This window comes from Collinsella sp. OM07-12 (assembly GCF_003438275.1).
In the GTDB taxonomy this organism is placed as follows: Bacteria; Actinomycetota; Coriobacteriia; order Coriobacteriales; family Coriobacteriaceae; genus Collinsella.
Genome location: NZ_QSTQ01000005.1, coordinates 88,120 through 109,694 on the forward strand (window position 1 = coordinate 88,120; position 21,575 = coordinate 109,694).

Annotated in this window: 20 protein-coding genes and 2 tRNA genes; 4 read left to right on the forward strand and 18 right to left on the reverse strand. The window is 60.2% G+C overall.

What is annotated here, in order from left to right; translation table 11 throughout:
• Window positions 1-118: 118 nt before the first annotated feature.
• A tRNA-Thr gene (locus DXB98_RS02935) sits at window positions 119-193 on the reverse strand.
• Window positions 194-416: 223 nt separating this feature from the next.
• On the opposite strand from DXB98_RS02935, the gene DXB98_RS02940 reads away from it, so the two are divergent.
• Window positions 417-1,757: a DNA-binding protein gene (locus DXB98_RS02940; protein ID WP_117743093.1), complete on the forward strand. Its 1,341-nt coding sequence runs from the start codon at window positions 417-419 to the stop codon at window positions 1,755-1,757.
• A 27-nt stretch (window positions 1,758-1,784) separates the two neighbouring features.
• Here DXB98_RS02940 and DXB98_RS02945 read toward each other — a convergent pair whose 3' ends face one another.
• The 6 genes from DXB98_RS02945 to disA all read right to left on the reverse strand — a co-directional run bounded on the left by DXB98_RS02945 (window position 1,785) and on the right by disA (window position 7,252).
• Entirely contained in the window at window positions 1,785-2,462 is a 678-nt protein-coding gene (locus DXB98_RS02945) for an NYN domain-containing protein (protein WP_006234978.1), read from the reverse strand.
• 3 nt (window positions 2,463-2,465) lie between these two features.
• Window positions 2,466-3,386, reverse strand: coding sequence for a 23S rRNA (guanosine(2251)-2'-O)-methyltransferase RlmB (gene rlmB / locus DXB98_RS02950; protein ID WP_117743094.1), 921 nt, complete (start codon window positions 3,384-3,386; stop codon window positions 2,466-2,468).
• Window positions 3,387-3,529: 143 nt separating this feature from the next.
• Window positions 3,530-4,996 (reverse strand): cysteine--tRNA ligase, encoded by a 1,467-nt coding sequence (cysS, locus tag DXB98_RS02955; protein ID WP_117743095.1) that lies wholly within the window; start codon window positions 4,994-4,996, stop codon window positions 3,530-3,532.
• Window positions 4,997-4,999: 3 nt separating this feature from the next.
• Window positions 5,000-5,494 (reverse strand): 2-C-methyl-D-erythritol 2,4-cyclodiphosphate synthase, encoded by a 495-nt coding sequence (ispF, locus tag DXB98_RS02960; RefSeq protein ID WP_006234975.1) that lies wholly within the window; start codon window positions 5,492-5,494, stop codon window positions 5,000-5,002.
• The gene (gene ispD, locus DXB98_RS02965; protein WP_117629251.1) at window positions 5,484-6,212 is read right to left on the reverse strand and encodes a 2-C-methyl-D-erythritol 4-phosphate cytidylyltransferase; all 729 of its coding nucleotides are present in this window, start codon (window positions 6,210-6,212) and stop codon (window positions 5,484-5,486) included. The genes ispF and ispD overlap by 11 nt, the downstream gene beginning before the upstream one ends.
• Entirely contained in the window at window positions 6,212-7,252 is a 1,041-nt protein-coding gene (disA, locus tag DXB98_RS02970) for a DNA integrity scanning diadenylate cyclase DisA (protein ID WP_369796797.1), read from the reverse strand. Before disA ends, ispD begins: the two co-directional genes overlap by 1 nt.
• A 248-nt stretch (window positions 7,253-7,500) precedes the next feature.
• Here disA and DXB98_RS02975 point away from each other — a divergent pair, with 248 nt between their 5' ends.
• The 3 genes from DXB98_RS02975 (at window position 7,501) to DXB98_RS02985 (ending at window position 9,940) form a co-directional block, all read left to right on the forward strand.
• Window positions 7,501-8,079, forward strand: coding sequence for a manganese efflux pump MntP family protein (locus DXB98_RS02975; RefSeq protein ID WP_117743096.1), 579 nt, complete (start codon window positions 7,501-7,503; stop codon window positions 8,077-8,079).
• A gap of 124 nt (window positions 8,080-8,203) precedes the next feature.
• Entirely contained in the window at window positions 8,204-8,635 is a 432-nt protein-coding gene (locus DXB98_RS02980; RefSeq protein WP_158553132.1) for a helix-turn-helix domain-containing protein, read from the forward strand.
• Window positions 8,636-9,940: a type II toxin-antitoxin system HipA family toxin gene (locus DXB98_RS02985; RefSeq protein WP_117743098.1), complete on the forward strand. Its 1,305-nt coding sequence runs from the start codon at window positions 8,636-8,638 to the stop codon at window positions 9,938-9,940.
• Between the two features lie 126 nt (window positions 9,941-10,066).
• Here DXB98_RS02985 and DXB98_RS02990 read toward each other — a convergent pair whose 3' ends face one another.
• From DXB98_RS02990 to rdgB, 11 genes are all read right to left on the reverse strand, one after another.
• Window positions 10,067-11,524 (reverse strand): aminoacyl-histidine dipeptidase, encoded by a 1,458-nt coding sequence (locus tag DXB98_RS02990; RefSeq protein WP_117743099.1) that lies wholly within the window; start codon window positions 11,522-11,524, stop codon window positions 10,067-10,069.
• Window positions 11,525-11,850: 326 nt separating this feature from the next.
• A complete protein-coding gene (locus DXB98_RS02995; RefSeq protein WP_117743100.1) occupies window positions 11,851-14,493 on the reverse strand; it encodes an ATP-dependent Clp protease ATP-binding subunit in 2,643 nt (880 codons plus the stop codon).
• A gap of 185 nt (window positions 14,494-14,678) precedes the next feature.
• Window positions 14,679-15,272 (reverse strand): DUF2798 domain-containing protein, encoded by a 594-nt coding sequence (locus tag DXB98_RS03000; RefSeq protein ID WP_117743101.1) that lies wholly within the window; start codon window positions 15,270-15,272, stop codon window positions 14,679-14,681.
• A 566-nt stretch (window positions 15,273-15,838) separates the two neighbouring features.
• On the reverse strand, window positions 15,839-17,803 hold the full coding sequence (gene lysS, locus DXB98_RS03005; protein WP_117743102.1) for a lysine--tRNA ligase: 1,965 nt from the start codon (window positions 17,801-17,803) through the stop codon (window positions 15,839-15,841).
• Between the two features lie 79 nt (window positions 17,804-17,882).
• Complete coding sequence (greA, locus tag DXB98_RS03010) at window positions 17,883-18,353, reverse strand: transcription elongation factor GreA (RefSeq protein ID WP_006234960.1); 471 nt, start codon at window positions 18,351-18,353, stop codon at window positions 17,883-17,885.
• 106 nt (window positions 18,354-18,459) lie between these two features.
• Window positions 18,460-18,735: a twin-arginine translocase TatA/TatE family subunit gene (gene tatA / locus DXB98_RS03015; protein ID WP_022094895.1), complete on the reverse strand. Its 276-nt coding sequence runs from the start codon at window positions 18,733-18,735 to the stop codon at window positions 18,460-18,462.
• Window positions 18,736-18,847: 112 nt separating this feature from the next.
• Window positions 18,848-18,924, reverse strand: a tRNA-Pro gene (locus tag DXB98_RS03020).
• Between the two features lie 49 nt (window positions 18,925-18,973).
• Window positions 18,974-19,870, reverse strand: coding sequence for a 4-(cytidine 5'-diphospho)-2-C-methyl-D-erythritol kinase (gene ispE / locus DXB98_RS03025; RefSeq protein WP_233505071.1), 897 nt, complete (start codon window positions 19,868-19,870; stop codon window positions 18,974-18,976).
• 2 nt (window positions 19,871-19,872) lie between these two features.
• Window positions 19,873-20,169, reverse strand: a complete 297-nt coding sequence (locus tag DXB98_RS03030) for a Veg family protein (protein ID WP_006234957.1) — start codon at window positions 20,167-20,169, stop codon at window positions 19,873-19,875.
• 183 nt (window positions 20,170-20,352) lie between these two features.
• Complete coding sequence (gene dtd / locus DXB98_RS03035) at window positions 20,353-20,799, reverse strand: D-aminoacyl-tRNA deacylase (RefSeq protein WP_117734288.1); 447 nt, start codon at window positions 20,797-20,799, stop codon at window positions 20,353-20,355.
• Window positions 20,800-20,802: 3 nt separating this feature from the next.
• Window positions 20,803-21,444, reverse strand: a complete 642-nt coding sequence (gene rdgB, locus DXB98_RS03040) for an RdgB/HAM1 family non-canonical purine NTP pyrophosphatase (protein ID WP_117743103.1) — start codon at window positions 21,442-21,444, stop codon at window positions 20,803-20,805.
• Between the last annotated feature and the right edge of the window lie 131 nt (window positions 21,445-21,575).

Below are 21,575 nucleotides of genomic sequence, written 5' to 3' on the forward strand. Positions count from 1 at the left end.
CGTCTTGGTGTTACAGATTGAGACTAATTGGGGGACGAGACGGACGCTTTGCCCGATACTTATCAACAAAAAAAGAAACGGGCCCTGCTCCACAAGGGAACAGAGCCCGAAACTCTCATGGAGCCAGTGACAGGAATCGAACCTGCAACCCACTGATTACAAATCAGTTGCGCTACCATTGCGCCACACTGGCACACTTGGCGCTTTCGCGCGAAGCCTGTTAAGAATAATGGAATTGCGGACGGGGCGCAACAGGCCGCACGGCGTTATACAAATATGCAAAATCCAGCAACAACACGTACCGGGCCCGTTCATTTCTGTCAGCGCGCCTTCAATCTTAAAACCATTCGTCAGAACGAATAGTTTTAATTACAATTGGTTCTATAAAACTATTCGTTCTGGCGAAGGGTTTCGCGATGTTGACTACAAAGGAAGCAGCCGAGCTGCTCGGCATCACCCCGCGCAGGGTGCAGGAGCTCATTAAGAACGGCGCGCTGACCGCCCGCAAGGCTTCTGGTGTATGGTTCATCGACAAAGACAGCGTCGACACGCGACTCCGCTCCGTGATCAAAACGGGGGGACGTCCCCGCCGCGGCCACGGTAAGAGCGAGATCGTATTCACCCTCATGAACCGCACGTACGAAGTCGCTCAGCTGGTCTACAACACATCGCGAAAAGACTTCACCCACATCGGCGCCGACGTCGATTACGCCCACGCCCCTATTGGGGTATTTGGCCCTAATAGCCCCGTATCGCTCGACTCTTTCCGCGCTTGGTGGCGCGGCCGCGGTATCCCGCTCGCACGCATTGGGCTAGCCTCCCTGCTTGCAGAAGCCGCAGTCGATGTTCCCGATGAACTCGTACAGCGAAATCTTGGCCTCTCCTTATCCGACCAGTATTGGATTAGGCCCCAAGACTCCGGTCTCGCGTGGGAAGATATCAATTTCTTCAATAATGCTTTTGACGATGTCTCTCTCAGCATCGCGCCCTTCGCACCAGAGGGCAAGGCAGCTGCCGCAAAGCCCGACAACACCTCGGACGGCAATCTTCAAAAGTACTGGACATGCGAGGATGGCCGTCGAATTCTCCACAAGGCAGGTGCGCATCTAAACCAGGAACCTTATAACGAGCTGGTGGCGACTGCACTTCACCGTCGCATCCTAAACGCCTGCGATTATGTGCCTTACTCGCTCGAGGGCACGAGCACTTCCGCCCTGAGCATATGCGATGTCTTCTTAACTGATGAAGAAGAGTATGTCCCTGCGTTCTATGTAAACCAGTACGCAAACGCAGATGAAAGACTAACCGACTACGAGCGATATGTAGCAAGCTGCGAGAAGCTCGGGGTAACAGGCGTCAAGGATGCCCTTGACCGCATGATCGTGTGCGACGGCATCATCGCCAACTATGACCGTCATTGGCGTAACTTTGGCCTTGTGCGAAACGTAAACACGCTAGCCAGCAGACCTGCCCCCATCTTCGATTCGGGCTCATCGCTCTGGTGCAACATATCTCTAGATGAGCTTAGGGCAGGAGAGCACAGTTTTACCAGCGCACAATTTCATTCAAGCCCCGCCAAACAGATGTTGCTCGTCGAGGACATGGACTGGTTTGACGGCGACAAACTCGAAGGCTTCGTTGACGAGGCAATCGAAATTCTGTCCAGAAACGACGCGCTCACGGCAAGGCTGCCATATCTAAAAGAGGCGCTAACGTGGCGCCTCGAAAGAATGATCGACATCGCTGAATGGAATTAGCGAGACAGCGTCGCGCCGTCAGCTCCCCTACCTCCCGCGCAGGGCCTTGAGCTTGGCCAGGGCATCGGGACTCAAACGACTGCCCAGGGTCATCTTGATCTGCGGGGCTTCCTCTGCCTCGTGAACGTCGTTATCGATCTGCTTGATCTCGTCCACCAGCATGCGGCTCGAGATGCGCGTGACGCCCTTGCCCATGACGACGGCTTGGATCGTGCCGTCGCTCGATACCACTGAGCACGCGCGGCCTTCCTCGCGTGCCTCGATGCAGAGCTTCTGCACCACGGTATCGGCCGATACGCCCGTCGGCGAGAACTCGATGCGCACGCCGCGAGCAGGCAGGTTGGGGCGCTCGCTGGAGATGTTTCCCGCGCCGTCAAAGACGATCACAGCCTCATAGCGGCCTTGGGCAAACGCGGCAACGTCGTTGATGAGGGCGGTGCGCGCCATATCGTGAACGTCGCTGGAATACGGATCGTCGGAATGGTCGTAGACAAGCTTTTCGTAGCGCGGCGTGCAGTGAATCACGTTGTAGCCGTCGACCACCAGCAGCTCGGGCTTGTTGGAGTGCACCGTCGAGACTGGGTCGGCGATAGCCTGCGCAAACGCATTGCCGCCCACGCCGTAGGTCGCGGCCGAAACAATCGGCTTGGCCGAGCCCTCGCCAAAGCGCTTGGCCTTGGACTTGGCACGGTTCTTTTTGGACATGCGCTACTCCTCCCCCATGAGCTCACCGGCGTTGCGGCGCAGCCACTCAAAGCACAGCGCGGTGGTCGCCTGGGCCACATTGAGGCTCTCGGTCATACCGCGCTGGGGGAGCTTGGTCAAAAAGTCGCACTTCTCGAGCACCAGGCGCGAGATGCCGTCACCCTCCGAACCCATGACAAGTGCCACGCGGCCCTCGAAGGGAGCGTCCCAGCAGCTGCCCTCGGCGTGCTCGGAGGCACCGCCCACCCAAAAGCCGGCGGCTTTAAGATCGTCGAGCGCACGGGCGATGTTGGGCACTTGCGCGATAGACAGATGCATGACGGCGCCGGCTGAAGTCTTGTAGCTGCCCACGGTCACGCCGGCGGCGCGCTTGTTGGCGATGATGACGCCGGCCGCGCCCACAACCTCGGCGGAACGCACGATGGCACCAAAGTTGCCGTCATCGGTCACATGGTCGAGCACGACAACGAGCGCAGGACCCTCGCCCGCGCGGTCGAGAATGTCGGCAACGTCGGCGTAGGGAAAGTTGCCCACCTCGAGCGCAATGCCCTGGTGAGCGCCGTGGCTCGACAGCGCATCGAGCTGTGCGCGCGACACGTACTTAATGCGGACGCCCGCGGCGTTGAGGTCATCGACCAGACGCGATAGGGCGGCATCGCGCTCCCCACCCTCGGCAATCAGCGCACACTTGACGGGAAAACCGGTGCGCAGAGCCTCGGCGGCAGCACGGCGGCCCTCGATGAACTCACCCTTGGGAGCCTGGACAGCATCGCGGCCACGCTCGCGCTGCGAACGCGCAGTCTGGGCTTGGGAGCGCTCGCGCTGACCCTTGGACGCGGCAGTGCGGTCATTGCGGCGAATCGGACGCGAGCCAGAAGCAGCCTGCTTGCCGCCACGAGACGCACGCTTGCGATTGTCGGCCATAAAACGGCCTCCTTAAATAGATAACGAACAAGAATCGACCGTCCGAGCCACGGCACCTTGCCTTTCAATCGTCGGGCATGACCACCAGGTCTATGCCCTCCTCTTTCAAGGCAATCTGCCGCACCTCGAGCGGTCGACAAATACTAGAGACTCTTAATACGAGTGCCCGCGGCAGTATCCTCGATCGTCAGCCCGAGGTCCTTGAGCTGGTCACGGATGGCGTCGGCCAGATCCCAGTTCTTGTCGGCGCGGGCCTCGGCGCGGGCCTCGAGAATCTTGGCAGCGGCCTCGTCCACGTCGTCGCCCGTGTAGGCGACCAAGCCGGCGGCAACGCCTAGCAGACCCAGCGGCAGCTCGACCTTGGGCTCGGGGAGCTCAACGCCAAACGTATCGAGCAGCTCGACCAGCGTATCGGCGGCGGCCAGGGCAGCGGTCTTGTCGGCAGCGTCGCCCGCTTGCTCCAGGTACTGGTTGCACTCGGTCACAAAGCCAAAGACGGCACCCATGGCGCCGGCGGTGTTAAAGTCGTCGTCCATGCACTCCTTAAAGGTGGCGCGGGTCTCGGCGGCCTTGGCGGCAAACGCCTCGGATGCTGCCTCATCGGCATCGGCCGTCGCATGGTTCGCGGCCCAGCGCAGGTTCTCGACCGTACCGGCGATACGCGTGAGCGAGTTTTCGGCACCCTCCAGGCGCTCCCAAGAAAAGTCGAGCGGCGAGCGATAGCTCGTCTGCAACATCAGCAGGCGCAGAGCGGCAGCGGAGTGCTGCTCGAGGACCTCGGCCAGCGTAAAGAAGTTGCCGAGCGACTTGGACATCTTCTCGCCGTCTACCAGCAGCATGCCTGTGTGCATCCAGGTGTTGGAGAAGCCCTGGTGCCAGGCGCAGGTGGCCTGGGCGCACTCGTTCTCGTGATGCGGGAAGGCAAGGTCGGAGCCGCCGCCGTGGATGTCGATCGGAGTGCCCAGGTAGCGATGCACCATGGCGGCGCACTCGGTGTGCCAACCAGGACGGCCCTCGCCCCAAGGGCTCGGCCAGCTGGGCTCGCCGGGCTTGGCGGCCTTCCACAGGGCAAAGTCGAGCGGGTCGTTCTTGTCCTCGTTCTCCTCGATGCGCGCGCCAACCATAAGGTCATCGATGTTGCGGCCCGAGACCTGACCGTAGCTGGGATCGCTGCGCACGGCAAAGTACACATCGCCGTTATCGGCTGCGTAGGCATGGCCCTGCTCGATGAGCGTCTTGATCATGGCGATCATGGGGCCGATCTCCTTGGTGGCGCGGGGGCGCACATCGGGATCGAGCACGTTGGCGGCACGCATGACGCCGATGAACTTGTCGGAGAACTCCGTCGCGACCTCGACAGCCGTACGGCCCTGCTCGTTGGCGCGCTTGATGATTTTGTCGTCGACATCGGTGAGGTTCTGGGCGAACGTGACCTCGTAGCCGCTCGCGATGAGCCAGCGACGAATCACGTCAAAGCTGATGAACGTGCGGGCATTGCCGATGTGGATGTTGTCGTAGACCGTGGGGCCGCACACATACATGCGGACCTTGCCGGACTCGATGGGCTTGAACTCTTCCTTTTTATGGGTAGCGCTGTTGTAGATACGCATTCGTTACTCCTTAACGGTTTTCTGTAGCAGGCAGACGGCCCAGGCGCCGATTCCCTCGCCTTGGCCTTCCCAACCGAGCTTTTCGGTCGTAGTGGCGGCGACGCCCACGTTTTCGACGTCAACGCCCAGGGCATGGGCAAGGTTGGCGCGCATGGCATCGCGGTGCGGGGTGATCTTAGGTTGTTGACAGGCAATGGTGCAATCGGCATCGACAAACTCAAAGCCCAGCTCGCGCGCATAGTCCATCACGCGAGCGAGCAGCACCATCGAATCGGCACCCTCGTAGGCGGGATCGGTGTCGGGGAATAGCTTGCCGATGTCTCCCCCGCGGCAGGCTCCCAGAATGGCGTCTGCCAGCGCGTGTGCAAGCACATCGGCATCCGAGTGGCCCAGCAGGCCGCGCTCGTAGGGGATGTCGACCCCGCCGATGATACATCGACGCCCCTCCACCAAACGGTGGACGTCGTAGCCGTGGCCAATGCGCAGGTTACTGAACATGGGGAAGGTCCTCTCCCTCGGCCATGCGGCCAAGCAGAATCGCGGTTACGGGACGCAGGTCCTCGGGCACCGTCACCTTAAGGTTATCGCGCGGGCTCTGGACACAGCGGACGCGCCCGCCCATGCGCTCGACCAGCGAAGAATCGTCGGTCCCGATAAAGCCCTCGGCGATAGCTGCGGTGTGGGCGCGCTTCATGGCGTCGACGCTAAAGATCTGCGGTGTCTGCGCGGCCCAGTAGAGCTCACGCGGCGGCGTCTCGACGATATTGTCGCCGTCGACGATCTTGAGCGTGTCGATCGCGGGCTGACCGCATACGACACCGTCGAGCGAGCGGTCGCCCACAAGCACGTCGATCGCATGATCGATGGCCTCGGTCGTGATGAGCGGACGGGCGCCGTCGTGGATGGCGACATATTCGAAACCCGCCGGAACCGCATGCACGCCGGCACGGGTGGAATCCTGACGGGTATCGCCGGCATCGGCGAAGCTGATGGGCGTGTCATAGTCAAACGGATCGATGGCCAGGCGGCGCATCTCGGCGCGGCGCTCGGCAGGGCACACCACCACGATGTGGCCGACCTTGTCGCTACGATCGAACGCGCGGATGGACCAGCTCATGAGCGGACGGCCCGCCACGTTAACGAGCTGCTTGCCGCCGGGATTTCCAAAGCGCTGGCCGCTGCCGCCGGCAACGACCACGGCGCATACGGGCGCCATTATGCGTTCCCCTGTTTGGTGCCCTTCATGCGGTACAGCGAGTCCGCAAGAATGGCAGGGTTGTTGACGCCAAAGTCGCCCAGGCGCTCCGGGTCCTCGCTGATGTCGTCCATGAGCTCCTGCAGCGAGCCATACTCGTCGACGATCTTCTCTGCCACGCCGTCGCGCACGACGGACACGCGCGAAAGCGTGCGCAGGCCCAGCGGCGTCATGACGGAATCCTCGTCCAGGTCGTCATAGCCCAGAACTGCCGCCACGTGCTGCGGGTCGGACAGGTCCTTAGGCGTCATGCGGCTCAGCTCGGCGCGGATCTTCTCGGCGTTGGCCTCAGAGGAATCGCTTGCGTAGTCGCGGATCATCAAGTCGTATTCGGTATCCATGCTGGAGCCCGCGAGCTGCTCGAGCTGCATCTGCACGAGCTTGCCCTGGTTGCCCAGCTTGACGATGCAATCCTTAAGCTCGGTCTTTGCCTGCTGCATGATCTCGAAGCTCGAGAAGATGCCGGTGATGTCGGCGAGCGTGACGTAGTCGTCGAGCTCAAGGGCCGTCAGGCGCAGCAAGGAGCGGTCGAGCGACTGACGGGTGGTCTGAAGCGTGGCGACGAGCTGGTTGACCGAGCTCATGATGGTGGTGACGGGCTGGATCTCGTAACTCTTGCCGTGGACGTACACGTTGACGACGGCACGACGGGCCGAGACCGAGATCACGATGGCATCGGTGAGCACCGACATGCGAGCGGCAGTACGGTGACGCATGCCCGTCTCACTCGTGGCGAGCGAGGGATCGGGATTGAGATGGAAGTTGGCGCGCAGAATCTGGGTGAGGTCGCCGTCGATAACGATGGCGCCGTCCATCTTGGAGAGTTCGAACAGACGGTTCGAGGTGAACGAAATGTTGAGCGGGAAGCCGTCGTTGCCGGCGGCGAGCACGTTTTCAGTATCGCCGACGCAAATGAGGGCACCAAGGTGACCGGCGATGATCATATCGAGGGCGGTGCGGATCGGCTGGCCAGGTGCCGTCAGGCGAATAGCCTGTTCCATACGCTTTTGCAGCTCGTTCTTATCCAAGGCATCGCTCCCATCGTATACGCTCCATAAACGCTAAATAGTTTCTCACGGTTTGTCCCCGCGGCGCTCGCGAAATCCGATGCTTACAGAATGAGCGAACACAGCTTAGGTAGCTCATTTGGGACGGGGCTCCTTTGACTGCTCATGTGATAGCATTGGGTCTCATATAAATGAGGGAGTAGTCGCGTAATCGGGTTCGCCCGCAGAGATGGAGCCAGACTATGGGACTCGCAGAGCTCGTGTTGCTCGCCGTTGGCCTTTCGATGGACGCCTTTGCCGTATCCATCTGCAAGGGTCTCGGCATGAAAAAGATCAACCTTAAGGTCGCCGTGGTGCTCGGCCTGTTCTTTGGCGGTTTTCAGGCCGGCATGCCCGTAATCGGATGGGCGCTTGGCAGTCAATTCATGGGCATCATCGGCCCCATCGACCACTGGATCGCCTTTATCCTGCTCGCCTTCATTGGCGGCAAAATGCTGTGGGAGGCATTTACCGAGGACGAGGATGAAGGCGACGGCAAGGATGCCGAAAAGATTGACCTGGGCGAGTACCTGATCCTCGCCATCGCCACCTCAATCGACGCCCTAGCCGTAGGCATCTCATTTGCCGCGCTCTCGGTCGACATCATGCCCGCCGTGTCGCTCATCGGCATCACGACCTTTATCTTCTCCGTCGCCGGCGTAGCGATCGGCCACACCTTTGGCGCGCGCTACGAAAAGCCTGCCACCATCGTGGGTGGCGTCGTGCTCATCTTCATCGGGCTTAAGATCTTGCTTGAGCATCTGGGGATTCTCGCGATATAAAAAACGCCTCTCATAAGCTCAACGTCAATGTAGAGGTCTCATGCAGAGTTTTACATAATGCCTTTTCGTGCAGACTTTTGCATGTCATACTGATATGCAAAAGTCTGCATGTTAGGAGATCGCCGTGGATACCTTTCCCATCACCACACCGCGCCAAGCTGGCATCTACGTGCGCCAGGCACGCGAGGCTCAGGGTCTCACCCGTGCCGCCCTCGCCAAAAAGGCCGGTGTTTCGGAGCGCCTGCTCGCATCGCTCGAGCTGGGCGACGCCACTGGCATTCGACTCGACAAGCTGCTGACCGTCTTTAACGCACTCGGCATAAGTCTCTTTGTGCAAAGCGATAACGACCCAATCGCATCACCCTTTAAACATCCGACGACGATAGCGGACCTCCCTATCGCGAACTCGAATGCCCTGCCCAAGCCAAGTGTAGGCAGACGACCCGCCCGACAAGGAACGCCATCTTCCTATGGTGCCTTGCTGGCCCAAATCGCAGCCGAGCAAGGCCTTTCCGACACTTCAGACCTCTCCTTTGGCTGTAAGGTTGTGAAATAAATGGCAGAGATGGAGCTTGCGACCCTCATTTGTGGCGAAATCGCAGGCACTCTCCGGCAAGACGAGCATGGACTCTGCAGCTTTGTATACGCCCCAACCTATCGCGGAGCACCGCTATCGCTAACAATGCCGCTTTCCAATCGCACGTATGGCCATAACATCGTCCGCCCGTTCCTATTTGGCCTTTTGCCCGACAGTCAAGAGCAGCGTCGCGCTATTGCCGCCGAGCATGACGTTGCATCCAACAACCCCGTCGCCCTCTTGTGCCATATCGGTCTTGACTGCGCGGGGGCCGTTCAGTTTTGTCGAACCGATCAATTAGACGCCGTCCGTGGCAGGGTCTCCGCATACCGCCCGCTTACCAATTCTCAAATCGCTCATAAGCTCAAAGCAATTCGCGATGACGAAAGAGAGACATGGATGGGCTCCAACGAAAGCTGGTCCCTGGGCGGCAATCAAGGCAAATTTGCACTAGCTTGGCATGATGGCCAATGGTGCGAATGTCTAGGGTCATCCCCCACTACCCATATCTTCAAAAATGGTGTCGTTGGGTTCAAACATCAGGCCTTAAACGAATTCGTCTGCATGAAAACGGCTCGGCGTGTTGGCATTCCAACTGCCGACGTCTCCTATTGCACATTTGAAGACGAAGCCGCGCTCGTCGTTGAACGGTACGACAGAATGGTCAATAGCAGCGGAAATATCGAAAGGCTGCATCAGGAGGACTTTTGCCAGGCGCTCGGTGTATTGCCAAGCCAGAAATACACCGCCGACGGAGGACCAACCACACGAGACATCCAAGAACGACTGATTAAAACAGTCCCCCACCACATGAATCTTGTGCTTTTTACCTATATGTTGTTCTATAACGCCATTATCGGAGCGCCTAACGCACACGCTAAAAACTACTCGCTCGTCCTTGGCAAAGGCACAAACGCGGCGCTCGCACCCATGTACGATGTCGCATCGGGCTTGGCGTATGAGAGCATGCGACGTCGGGCACGCCTTGCTATGAGCGTTGGCGGCGAAAATCGTGTGGGGCGCATCGGTCCAGGTGCTATCCGCCGATACCACGGTATGGGCGACCCCGCGCTGGAGACGGCGCTCACCGATGCCGGGCTATCTGAGAAGTTTTGCTTTGCGACCATGATGGACCTCGCCTACGAGGTACCCATTTGCATGGAAGAGGTCATGGACGAATACGCCGACCTGCCCGGCATGGCGGACCTGCGCGAGCATATGCTCGGCCCCGTCCGCGAAAACTGCCAGCGCACCCTCGACCTCATCAAGGCGGATATTGGCTAGACGCCCGCAATTTCCCATTTCCCAAAAGAAGAGAGGGGGCACCCGTCGCAAAAGCTCGGGTGCCCCCTCTCGTATTGTCATTTGCAATCCGCTAGCACGTGGCTCGGACTGCTGCTAGCGCAACCTTTACGCGGCGAGGCGCTTGAGCACGTCGATGAGCAGCTCGTAGAAGCGCTCGGCAGAAGCGAGCTCCATGCTCTCGTCCGGGGTGTGGACATCGGAGAGCGTCGGGCCCACGGCGATGGCGTCCAGGCCGTGCAGGGCCTCGGCAAACAGGCCGCACTCAAGGCCGGCGTGAATGGACTCGATGCGCAACTCGGAGCCAAAGAGCTCGCGATAGCTCTCGACAAAGACGTCGCGGACCGGCGAATGCTCGGCATAGCTCCAGCCGGGATATTCGAACTCAAACTTGGCGTCGAAACCCAAGACATCGGCCAGCGTCTGCAGGCGGTCCTTGAACTCGTTCTGCAGCGAGGTGATCGAGGAGCGCGGGGACAGCATGATCTTGACCTGGTCGTCAGAGGTGGCAACCACGCCGATGTTGGAGGAAACCTCGACGGAGCCGTCGGTGGCGACGTTGCGGCGGATCACACCATTGGGGGCAAGACGCAGAGCGCGAATGAGGGCAAGCGCGGACTTCTGGTCCATGGCCTCGACCTCGGCGTCATCGGCAATCTCGACGGTGCAGGTAAAGCCGGGGTCGAAGACCTCGAGCTCGGCGGTAACGTCGGCGATGATGCCACGGGCGATCTGGGCCGAGGTCTCGGCGGCAGCGTGGTCGGCATAGACCAGAACAGCCTTGCACTCACGGTTGATGGCGTTGTCCTTGGTGCCGCCGTTAAAGCTAACGATGGCAGGCTCGCCGGCAACCATCAGGCGGTCGATGATGCGAGCCATGATGAGGTTGCCGTTGCCGCGCTCCAGGTGGATATCGCCGCCGGAGTGACCGCCCAGCAGGCCGGAGATGTCGAGCGTGAGGGTACTACCGGTCTTGTGCTCGCGCGCGATCGGGCAGGTGTAGGTAACGACGACGCCGCCGGCGCAGCTGACGGTAGCAACGCCCTCTTCCTCGGAGTCAAGGTTAATCATGGTGCGGGCGCTAATCTGGGACTTGTCGAGCGTCTCGGCGCCGACCAGGCCAGTCTCCTCGTCGGTGGTGAATACGCACTCGAGGGCGGGGTGAACGATCGAATCGTCATCGAGAACAGTGAGCATCAGAGCGACGGCGATACCGTTGTCGGCACCCAGGGTGGTACCGTTGGCGGTGAGGACGCCATCCTTGACGACCAGGTCGATTCCATCGGTCGTAAAGTCGTGCTCAACGGAACCCAACTTGTCGCACACCATATCGATGTGGCCCTGCAGCATCACGGTCGGGGCATTCTCGGCGCCGGCAGATGCGGGCTTGCGAATGATGACGTTGTAGACCTCGTCCTGATACACATCGAGGCCGCGCTCCTTGGCAAACGCAACCAGGAAATCGCTGATGCCCTTCTCGTTGCCAGACCCGCGGGGGATCGCGCTGACCTCCTCAAAGAAATGGAACAGCTGGGCGGGCTCGTAGCCGGTAATCTTGTAGTCCATGGTGCCTCCTTGGCGCAACTGGTTAGACAGTAAGATATGCGACTTGTATATTCCCAGACTTTGCGTGCATAAACCAGTCGAAAACGCCGAGCGCCCTTGCATCATCGGCTAACGGTGAGGAAACGCCACTTTATCAAGATAAAGCATCTTAGACGGGCAGTGCCAAAGGGACGTTGGAGCCTTCAATCAACCTCAACACTTGATCAGCGTTTATGCATACGCCGTTGGTATGTTTAATGAGATTTACCTTGAACGAAGGGGCCTTTCCAACAGAAAAAGGGCGCTCCTTTGGAACGCCCTCGTGGACACGAGGTTTTTGTTACGCCCTACAGCGCGCCGGAACCGGCTTGCATCATGCCGCCGGGGCCCGAGCTCACGCCACTGCTCACAGGCGCGGCGTTGCCGATGTGCGGTGCCGCCGGGGCGGAATCGCCACCGAGCGTGCCCGCCGGACGCGGTGCCGGGATCTCGCCCCTGCCGTGGCTAAAGACAAACTTGCCATCGGCCACGTCGCACAGGACGGTATCGCCCTCGCCCCACTCGCCGGCCAGAAGCTCCTCGGACAGCGGGTCCTCGATGAGCTTTTGAATAGCACGGCGCAGCGGACGTGCGCCGTTGGTGAGGTCAGTGCCCTCGGCCACGATCTTGTCGTAGGCCGCATCGGTGAGCTTGATGTTCATGCCGTTTGCGATCAGACGCTGGCGCAGATCGTCCACCAGCAGGTGCGCGATCTTGGTGAGATTCTCGCCCGAGAGCTTCTGGAACACCACAATGTCGTCGATACGGTTGAGCAGCTCGGGGCGGAACAGGCGCTTGAGCTCGCCCATCGCGCGGCCCTTGATCTCACTCGACGTGAGACCCTGCTCGCCGGTGGTGCCAAAGCCAACGCTCGCATCCTGTGCGATCTCGCGGGCGCCCACGTTGGACGTCATGATGATCACCGTGTTGCGGAAGTCGACCGTCTTGCCCTGGCTATCGGTCAGACGACCCTCCTCCAGCACCTGCAACAGAATGTTGAAGATGTCGGGGTGCGCCTTCTCGATCTCGTCGAACAGCACAACCGAGTACGGGTGACGGCGCACGGCCTTGGTGAGCTGGCCGCCCTCGTCATGGCCCACGTAACCCGGAGGGCTACCGATGAGCTTGGAGACCTCGAACTCGCTACCGAACTCCGACATGTCAAAGCTGATGAGCGCGTCCTTGCTGCCAAAGAGGTACTCGGCGAGCGTCTTGGCGAGCTCGGTCTTGCCCGTGCCGGTGGGACCCAGGAAGATAAAGCTGCCGCCGGGGCGACGCGGGTCCTTGAGCGGCGAACGGCTGCGGCGCACTGCCTTGGCGACGGCCTCGACTGCCTCATCCTGGCCGATGATGCGAGTCTTGAGCACGCTTTCGGTCTGCAGCAGGCGACGGCTCTCGCTCTCGGTGAGCGAGGAAACCGGTACGCCCGAAGTCACGGACACAATGTCGGCAATCTGACTCACGTCGATGGTGAGCGGGCTGGCGTCGAGCTCGGCGGTCCAGGCAGCCTTGGCCTCGGCGAGTTCAATCTCGGCAGCCTTCTGCTGCTCGGTGATCTCGGCGGCCTTGTTCATGTCGTCGCTCTCCGTGGCCTCCTGTGCGGCAGCCTTGAGCTCCTCGATGCGATGCTCGGCCTCGCGCACCGGCTCGGGCGCGCGATTCGCGGCGATGCGAGCGCGGGCACCGGCCTCGTCGATGAGGTCGATGGCCTTATCGGGCAGGAAGCGATCCTGGATGTAGCGGTTGGAAAGGTTCGCGGCGGCCTCGATAGCACCCTGCGTATAGCGCACATGGTGGTGCTCCTCGTAGCGCGGCTTGAGCGCGGTCAGAATCTTAACCGTGTCCTCAACGCTCGGCTCCTCGACATCGATAGTCTGGAAGCGACGCTCGAAGGCCGGGTCCTTGGTGAGGTACTTGCGGAATTCCTCGGCCGTGGTGGCGCCGATAATCTGGAAGGCACCGCGCGCAAGCACGGGCTTGAGCATGGAGCTCGCGTCGATGGAGCCCTCGGCGGAGCCGGCACCGATGATGGTGTGCATCTCGTCGATAAACAGGATGACGTCGTCGGCTTCGGTCGCCTCCTGGATCACGTTCTTGAGGCGCTCCTCAAACTCACCGCGATATTTAGCACCCGCAACAAGGCCCGGCAGGTCGAGCGTCCAGATGTTCTGGTTCATAAGGTTCTCGGGCACGTTACCGGCGGCGATCTGCTGTGCCAGGCCCTCGACGATGGCCGTCTTGCCCACGCCGGGGTCGCCCAGGATAAGCGGGTTGTTCTTGGTGCGGCGCGAAAGGATCTCCATCATGCGCTGGACTTCTTTTTCGCGACCAATCACCGGATCGAGCTTGCCGTCGCGCGCCTTCTGTGTGAGGTTGGTGGCGAACTGCTTGAGCGTGTCGGTGCCGCTCCCCTTTTGCTGTGAGGCGTCCGAGCCGCTAAAGAACGGCAGACCCGCACCGGGACGCCCGGCACCGGCGCCAGCGAGCGGGCGCTTCTTGTCCTGGTCCTTGGCGGTAAGCTTCTCGATGGCCTTCTTGATGGAAGCAGACGACACGCCCAGGCGCATGAGGATGTCCATGGCCATGCCGTTGCCCTCTTCGACGATGCCGATCAGCAAGTGCTCGGTCGACACGTAGGTCTGGTTGTTCTCACGCGCCACGCGGAATGAACGCTCCATCACGCTGATGACGAGCGGCGTAAAGGCGAGCTTGGCAGCCTCGGTCTCCTCGCTGGGCTCGGGAACCGTGGTCTGGACCTCTTTGAGGGTATCCATGATGTCATCGTAGGAGATATCGAGCGAGCGCAGTGCCTCGGCGGCAATGCCCTCGTCCTCCTTGGCAAGCGCGAGCAGCAGATGCTCGGTACCCACCTTATTTGAATGAAGATCGAGCGCCTCCTGCTTGGCCATGGACATGACCTTGCGCGCGCGATCGGTAAAACGGTCTAACATGCTAGTTCCTCTTAGACGAGCTAGTTTTTCAAACGCAAAGCGCCACTCGTGGCGGCGCTTTGGTCTCTTTACCCATATGGAGTATATGTTAACCGTTGGGACCTTTCCCACCCGTAGCCGCGCGACAACGTCTACAAAAAAGGAATCGCTCTGGTCCGCTTGGCGGTTTGGTTTTGCGCTGCTGTCTAGCAGACGGGCTCAACGTCCATGCTCTCGGCAACGTCATTGACTGCATCGGCAGCGGGAGCGCCCGGCATACGCACGAGCTCCATATGCTGCTCCTCAAAAACCGTGCCCATGGGGAAGGCTCGACGGAAGACATAGCGAGCAACCGGGCCGGCCACCAGCAGATTCCAAGGCAGGGCCATGACAAAGTTGCGCGGGATGTTGATGAGCCACATCATCGGCAGCATCTGCAGGTTGGCGAGCGGGCCGCCGGGCATGTGGAACAGGCCCTCACACGCACCGTAGAGCGACATGATGATGACCATAGGAACGACCATGCAGGAGCTAACGGCGAGCGTCATGGCAAGCGGCGAGCTCTTGCCTGGCGTGACCAGGAATTTAAAGGCGAAACCCTTGGCAAGGGGGCTGGCAACAAACCAGTCGCAGCACATGGTAAAAATGTAGGCAACGGGGAAGCCGAGCCACGCGGCGGCAACAACCTCGCCGTTGATGGCCCCATTCTGCAGGGCAACGTTGTAGATGCTCATCCAGAGCGCCATGCAAAAGCACATGATAAAGGTGAACAGCAAGCTCTCTCGTTTGTTGATAGGCATAAAGGGCAGATTCCTCTCTGTGTTGCGTCGCGGCGCCGCCAACAAAAACGGGCGGGCGAGATGGAGCTGTTGGGACTTCATCTCGCCCGCCCGTGTTACGTGCGTCTGCGACTACTTATGTGGTGGAACCAGCCTAGCACGAAACGCATGCGCTTCGTAAGCGTTGGGTTTATGAAGATGCCGAGTCATTCGCGCAGGACGGCAGATGCGCCCGCATCGGCCCAACGAGCGTGGATTATCGGACACCCATTCCACGAGAGTGGATAATCTCCCGTTTTAAGTCCGCATACGCGCCAAAAGTGGGAGATTATCCACTCTCGTGCGTTGTAGTCGTTGGACGTTCTTAAATAACCAGTCGTTTAAGAACGTCCCCAACGACTACTCAACAACAATGGCAACGCCAATGTAATGGGACCAACAGCGAGCGACGTCCAGGACGAACAAGTTGGCATGAAAAAGGCAAGGCATAGACCTTCTGGTCATGCCTTGCCTTTTGAATGACAAATTGTCGCCCTGGGTGGCGCGTAGCGTCAACTGATTACGCGGTTCGTAGAACCGCGTAACTCTTAATACATCTTTGCGCCGGCGGGGATGGAGGCGTCGAGCTGGATCAGGTTGAGGCGCTCCTCGCCCTCCTCCTCGTGGATGGCACTGATGAGCATGCCGCAGCTGGGGATGCCCATCATCTTGCGCGGAGGCAGATTGGTGATGGCGAGCAGCGTCTTACCGACCAGGTCCTCGGGCTCATAGTAGCCATGAATGCCGGAGAGGATGGTACGGTCGGTGCCGGTGCCGTCGTCGAGCGTAAAGTTCAGCAGCTTCTTGGACTTCTTGACGGCCTCGCATGCCTTGACCTTCACGGCGCGGAAGTCGCTCTTGGAGAAGGTATCAAAGTCGACGAACTCCTCAAACAGCGGCTCAACGGCAATCTTGGAATAATCAACCGTGGGCTTGAGCGGCTTGACAAACGGGCTCGCGGCGTTGCCGGCCTCGGCAGCCTTGGCAGCAGCGGCACCGGACTGGAAACCCTTCTCGGGCTTCATGTGCGGGAACAGCAGCACGTCGCGGATGGAAGCCTGGTTGGTAAGCAGCATGACCACGCGGTCGATACCGATGCCGATGCCGCCCGCGGGAGGCATACCGTACTCGAGGGCGCGCACGTAGTCCTCGTCATACTCCATAGCCTCATCGTCGCCGCCGGCCTTCTCGGCCATCTGGGCAGCAAAGCGCTCAGCCTGGTCGACCGGGTCGTTGAGCTCGGAGAATGCGTTGGCGTACTCGTGGCCGGCGATGACCAGCTCAAAGCGGTGAGTCAAACGCGGGTCGTCCTCAAAACGCTTAGCGAGCGGGCTGACCTCGATGGGGTAATCGCACACGAAGGTCGGGTTGACGATGGTGTCCTCGCCCAGCTCATCGTAGATCTCGGCGATAATCTTGCCGGCAGTCCACTCGGGCTTGATCTCCAGGCCCTTCTCGCGCGCGGCGGCAGCAAGCTCCTCGACCGGCGTGTCGATGGTGACCTGCTTGCCGAGCACGTCGGAGACGATGTCGGTCATGGGACGGCTGGCCCACTCACCAGAAAGGTCGATGGTCTGGCCCTGGTACTCGATGACCTCGGGGTTGCCGATGGCCTTGTTAGCCGCCTTAATGACACCCTGGGCGAGCGCCTTCATGCCCTCGAGGTCTGAGAAGGCACGGTAGGCCTCCATCGTGGTGAACTCGGGGTTGTGGGTAAGGTCCATGCCCTCGTTACGGAAGATGCGGCCGATCTCGAACACGCGCTCAAAACCACCGACGATGCAGCGCTTGAGGTGGAGCTCGGTGGCAATACGCAGGTAGCACTCCTGATCGAGCGCGTTGAAGTGGGTAATGAACGGCTTAGCCGTGGCGCCGCCCTGGATGGTCTGCAGGATCGGGGTCTCGACCTCCATGTAGCCGTCGGCTTCCATAAAGCGGCGGAAGGTGGAGAGAATCTGTGAGCGCTTGCGGAAGGTCTCGCGAACGTCGTCGTTGGCGATCAGGTCAACATAGCGCTGACGATAGCGGGTCTCCTTGTCGGAAAGACCGTGGAACTTCTCGGGCAGCGGGCGAACGGCCTTGGAAAGCAGGGTCGCGCTCTTTGGGGCAACGGAAAGCTGGCCGCGCTGAGTGCGCACGACCACGCCGGTCACGCCCAGGATGTCACCTAGGTCGAGGGCCTTGAGCGTATTCCAGGTAGCCTCGTCCATGTCGTTGATGCGACAGAACAGCTGAATCTCGGCAGTCGCATCGCGCACGACGATGAACATGATCTTGCCCTGACCGCGCTTGGCGACCACGCGGCCGGCGATCTTCACGACGTCCTCGGTGTCCTCGCCATCGGCAAGCCCGGCGTACTTAGCCTCGATATCGGCGACGTAGTCCTCAAGCTCAGAGTGCTCGGGATAAGGGTTCTGGCCCGCCTCGAACAGGGCGGCGCGCTTGGCCAGGCGGGTGGCGCGCTCGTCGTTGAGCGTCGATGCCTGATCGGCGGCGTTCTGGTTCTCTGCCATAAGTTAGCTCCTCAAATTAAAACGCTCCCCAGGATTCGGTCCCAGGGAGCGAAAACATAGCTTTACGCGGGACCGTGGTCTAGCGTGCGATCTTGGCGATGGTGTAGACGCGAGTCTTGCCGGAAGGCGTAACGACCTCGACGGAGTCGCCCTCGCCGTGACCGATGATGGCATGGCCAACCGGAGACTCGTTGGAAATCTTGTGCTCGAGCGAGTTGGTCTCGGTGGTACCGACGAGCGTGACTTCCATGACCTCACCGTTGGGATCAATCAGAGAAACGGTGGAACCGATGGAGACGGTCAGATCGCCCGTGGTGGCAGCAACCTGAGCGTTGGCGAGGATGGCCTGGATCTCGGCAATACGAGCGGCGTTCTGGGCCTGCTTGTCCTTGGCGGCATCGTACTCGGAGTTCTCCGAAAGGTCGCCGAACGCGCGGGCTTCCTTGATGTCCTCGACGATCTCCTTGGCGTAATCGCCCTCACGCCAAGCGAGCTCCTCGACGAGCTTCTGGCGGCCCTCAGCGGTCAGTACGATCTGGCTTGCGTCCATACGGATATCTCCCCAACTCTGATCAAACAATCAACTGTCAACAAAACAAAAAAGACCGGCTAGCCTGCGGGCAAGCCGGTCAGGTGCTCACCCCAAAGGGATGGAACTACTCTGCGTCCGCGTCGCTGTCCTCTGCCTGCTTCTTCTTGGCAGCAGCGAGCTTGGCCTCGAGCTCAGCGATCTCCTTGTCCTCCTCGGACTGCTCGACCACGACCTCCTCGGCCTGCTTGGTCTCGGCCTTATCGTCGCCCTCCATACCCTCGCGGATATTCTTGACGGTAGAGCCGAGGGACTTGCCGAGCTTCGGCAGGTTCTTGGGCCCGAAGATAATCAGGACAACGACGAGAATAATGATGAGCTCAGGAGCCCTCAGTCCAAACATGTAGACCTCCACAATACAGCGAGACAAGCTCGAATGAGTATACCGCGGGTATCGCGGTATCACAACAATAGCTAAAAAAAGGGACCGCAAGAAGCGGTCCCTCCTCATGCTCTGGTCGGGTTGACTGGATTTGAACCAGCGACCCCTGCGTCCCGAACGCAGTGCTCTACCAAACTGAGCCACAACCCGTTAGCTCGACTATAGTAACAAAGATTTCCGCCACGTGCTAGATAATTTTTTATTTCTTTGGCGCGTCGATCTGAACCGTGTTGGAAATGAGCTCCGTTGCGCAGGCCCACCAGCCATTTTGCTGGGCAGCGCCGGCAAGCCTTTCGGCCGTGGCGGCGGTGTCGCAAATGGCAAACGAGCAGGCGCCCGATCCGCACACATCTACAGCAACGGCGCCGTCCTGTTTATGCAGCCAATCGAGAACCGTTTGAATCTGCGGCTCCATCTGTGCGGAAATGACACCCAGGTTGTTATGGATGAGCGCATATGCCGTCTCGGCATCACCAGCACGCAAGGCAGAAGCCATCGCGCCGGGCTTGTCCGCAGGCACCGGGGCCTCGTCAAAACGTCGATAGGCTTCAATTGTCGAAACGCTCGCCTCCCGCGGCTTGACCAGCACGACGGGTGTCGCGGGCAGCACGGGGTACTCGGTTGCCAGCACGTCTCCCCCACCCACGTAGAACGCAGGGCTCGCGTGCAAAAAGAACGGGACGTCAGCACCAATGCCCCGTGCAATGTCGTCGAGCGTGGAATCGGTGCGATCAATTCCCCAGAGCTCCGCCAAGGCGACAATGACCGCGGCCGCATCCGTCGAGGGGCCGCCCAAGCCGGCGCACAATGGAATGTGCTTCTCAATCGTCACGTAGATGTTTGCCTCGCGACCATAATGCTCGGCCATAGCAACCGCAGCCCGATACGCCGTATTCTTTTGCATGGGAAAATCTGATGCCGGAACCGTCTGGACGGTCAGCGCCTGTGCCGGCGTGACCGTCACGGTATCGGAAAGACCGACGGCTGCCATCAGGGAATCGACCCTGTGGTAGCCGCGGTCATCGCGCTCGGTATGAACCCCCAGGTAAAGGTTAATCTTTGCCGGCGCGGAAAGAGTCAGGGACCGATCGGTCACCGTTAATGCTCCTCGAGCTGATTGCCGAGCGGGGTAAAGATATGCTCGCCGCTCTCGGGGTCGAACAGCTCAACCTGACCGGTGAGGACATCGATATACTGATATGACTGACGCGACTTGCGGCCGCGACGCTCGTCAACCTCGACGATAAAGACGGCGGGGTGGACGCTCTTGATGGTGCCCATGCGCTCGACGACGCGGGTGCGGCCCATGTTGGCCTTAACCTTGACGCGATCGCCCACCATATCGGTCAGCTTCTCGTGGATGTCGTCGACGTGATTGACTTCCATCTCTTCCATGAACAGGGCCTCCAGAAGGTGCAATTCAAAAAGGGGATAATACCCCTAAGATAGACAAAACTCTAATACTATAGCACCCTGCTGCCACCACACGCAAGTAGCTAAATAAGCCCCGTCCCAAATACGTACCAGACGACAACCTCGCATGACCAGTTGTTACGCGGTTTGGTAAAACCGAGTAACCTAAAGGTTGTCCGTGTCCAGGACGATGGTGAACGGGCCATCGTTGACCAGGTCGACCTTCATGTCGGCGCCAAAGATGCCATGTGCCACGTGCTCGACATCTTGGGCAACGAGCGTCAAAAAGTACTCGTAAAGCTCGTTGGCGACATCGGGGGCGCCTGCATCGGTAAACGATGGGCGGCGGCCGTGACGGCAATCGGCGAACAGCGTGAACTGCGACACCACGAGCACCTCGCCGTCGACATCGGCAAGTGCCAGGTTGGTCTTGCCGTTCTCGTCCTCGTTAATGCGCAAGCCCCGGAGCTTGCCCCACAGCTTATCGGCCTCGGCGCGCGTGTCGCCGTGGCCCACGCCCAGCAGCACCAGATAGCCGCGCCCAATTTTGCCCACGCACTCGCCGTCGACCGTCACGCCGGCGTTGAGCACGCGCTGAACCACCGCACGCACAGCCTACTCCTCGCCCGTCAGTTTGGCGGACAGATGCTCAAGCGCGTGGAAACGATGACTGATGGCGTTCTTCTCGTCCGCCGTCAGCTCAGCCATGGTCTTGCCCGGCGTGTCGACCGGCAGGAACAGCGGGTCGTAGCCAAAGCCGTGATCGCCGCGGCCCTCGTGTGCGATAACGCCCTCGCAGGCGCCCTCACCATAGGTGACCAAACCGTCCGTGTCGATAAGCGCAACGACGCTCATAAAGCGCGCGGTGCGGTCCTCGTCAGCCACGCCTTCCAGGTTAACGAGCAGCTTGGCATTGTTGGCGGCATCGTCGCCGTGAACGCCCGCGTAGCGCGCGCTATACACACCGGGCTCACCGTCCAGCGCGTCAACGACCAGGCCCGAATCGTCGGCAATGGCCATGAGCCCCGTCTCTTCGACGGCAGCCTGCGCCTTGATGATGGCGTTCTCCAAAAACGTCATGCCGTTTTCCTCGGGGTCCTCAAAATCGCCCAGCTGGCCGAGCGCCACAAAGCGCACCTCGGGCATGACCTTGCCCAAAATGGCCTCGATCTCGGTGAGCTTATGAGCGTTTCCGGTTGCCACGACGATGGTCGCCGCCGGGTCGAGGGTGTCGATGTCGATCTTCTCAAGTGCCATGAGTGGTCTCCTTGTCTCTATAGCAATGCCGTGTTGAGGACGGCGAGGACCTTAGCCTCTCCCCTCTCAATCAACGGCAGTCTTGTGTCTAGACGTCTCCGCAGATAAAACCTACCAAAATAAACCTGTCC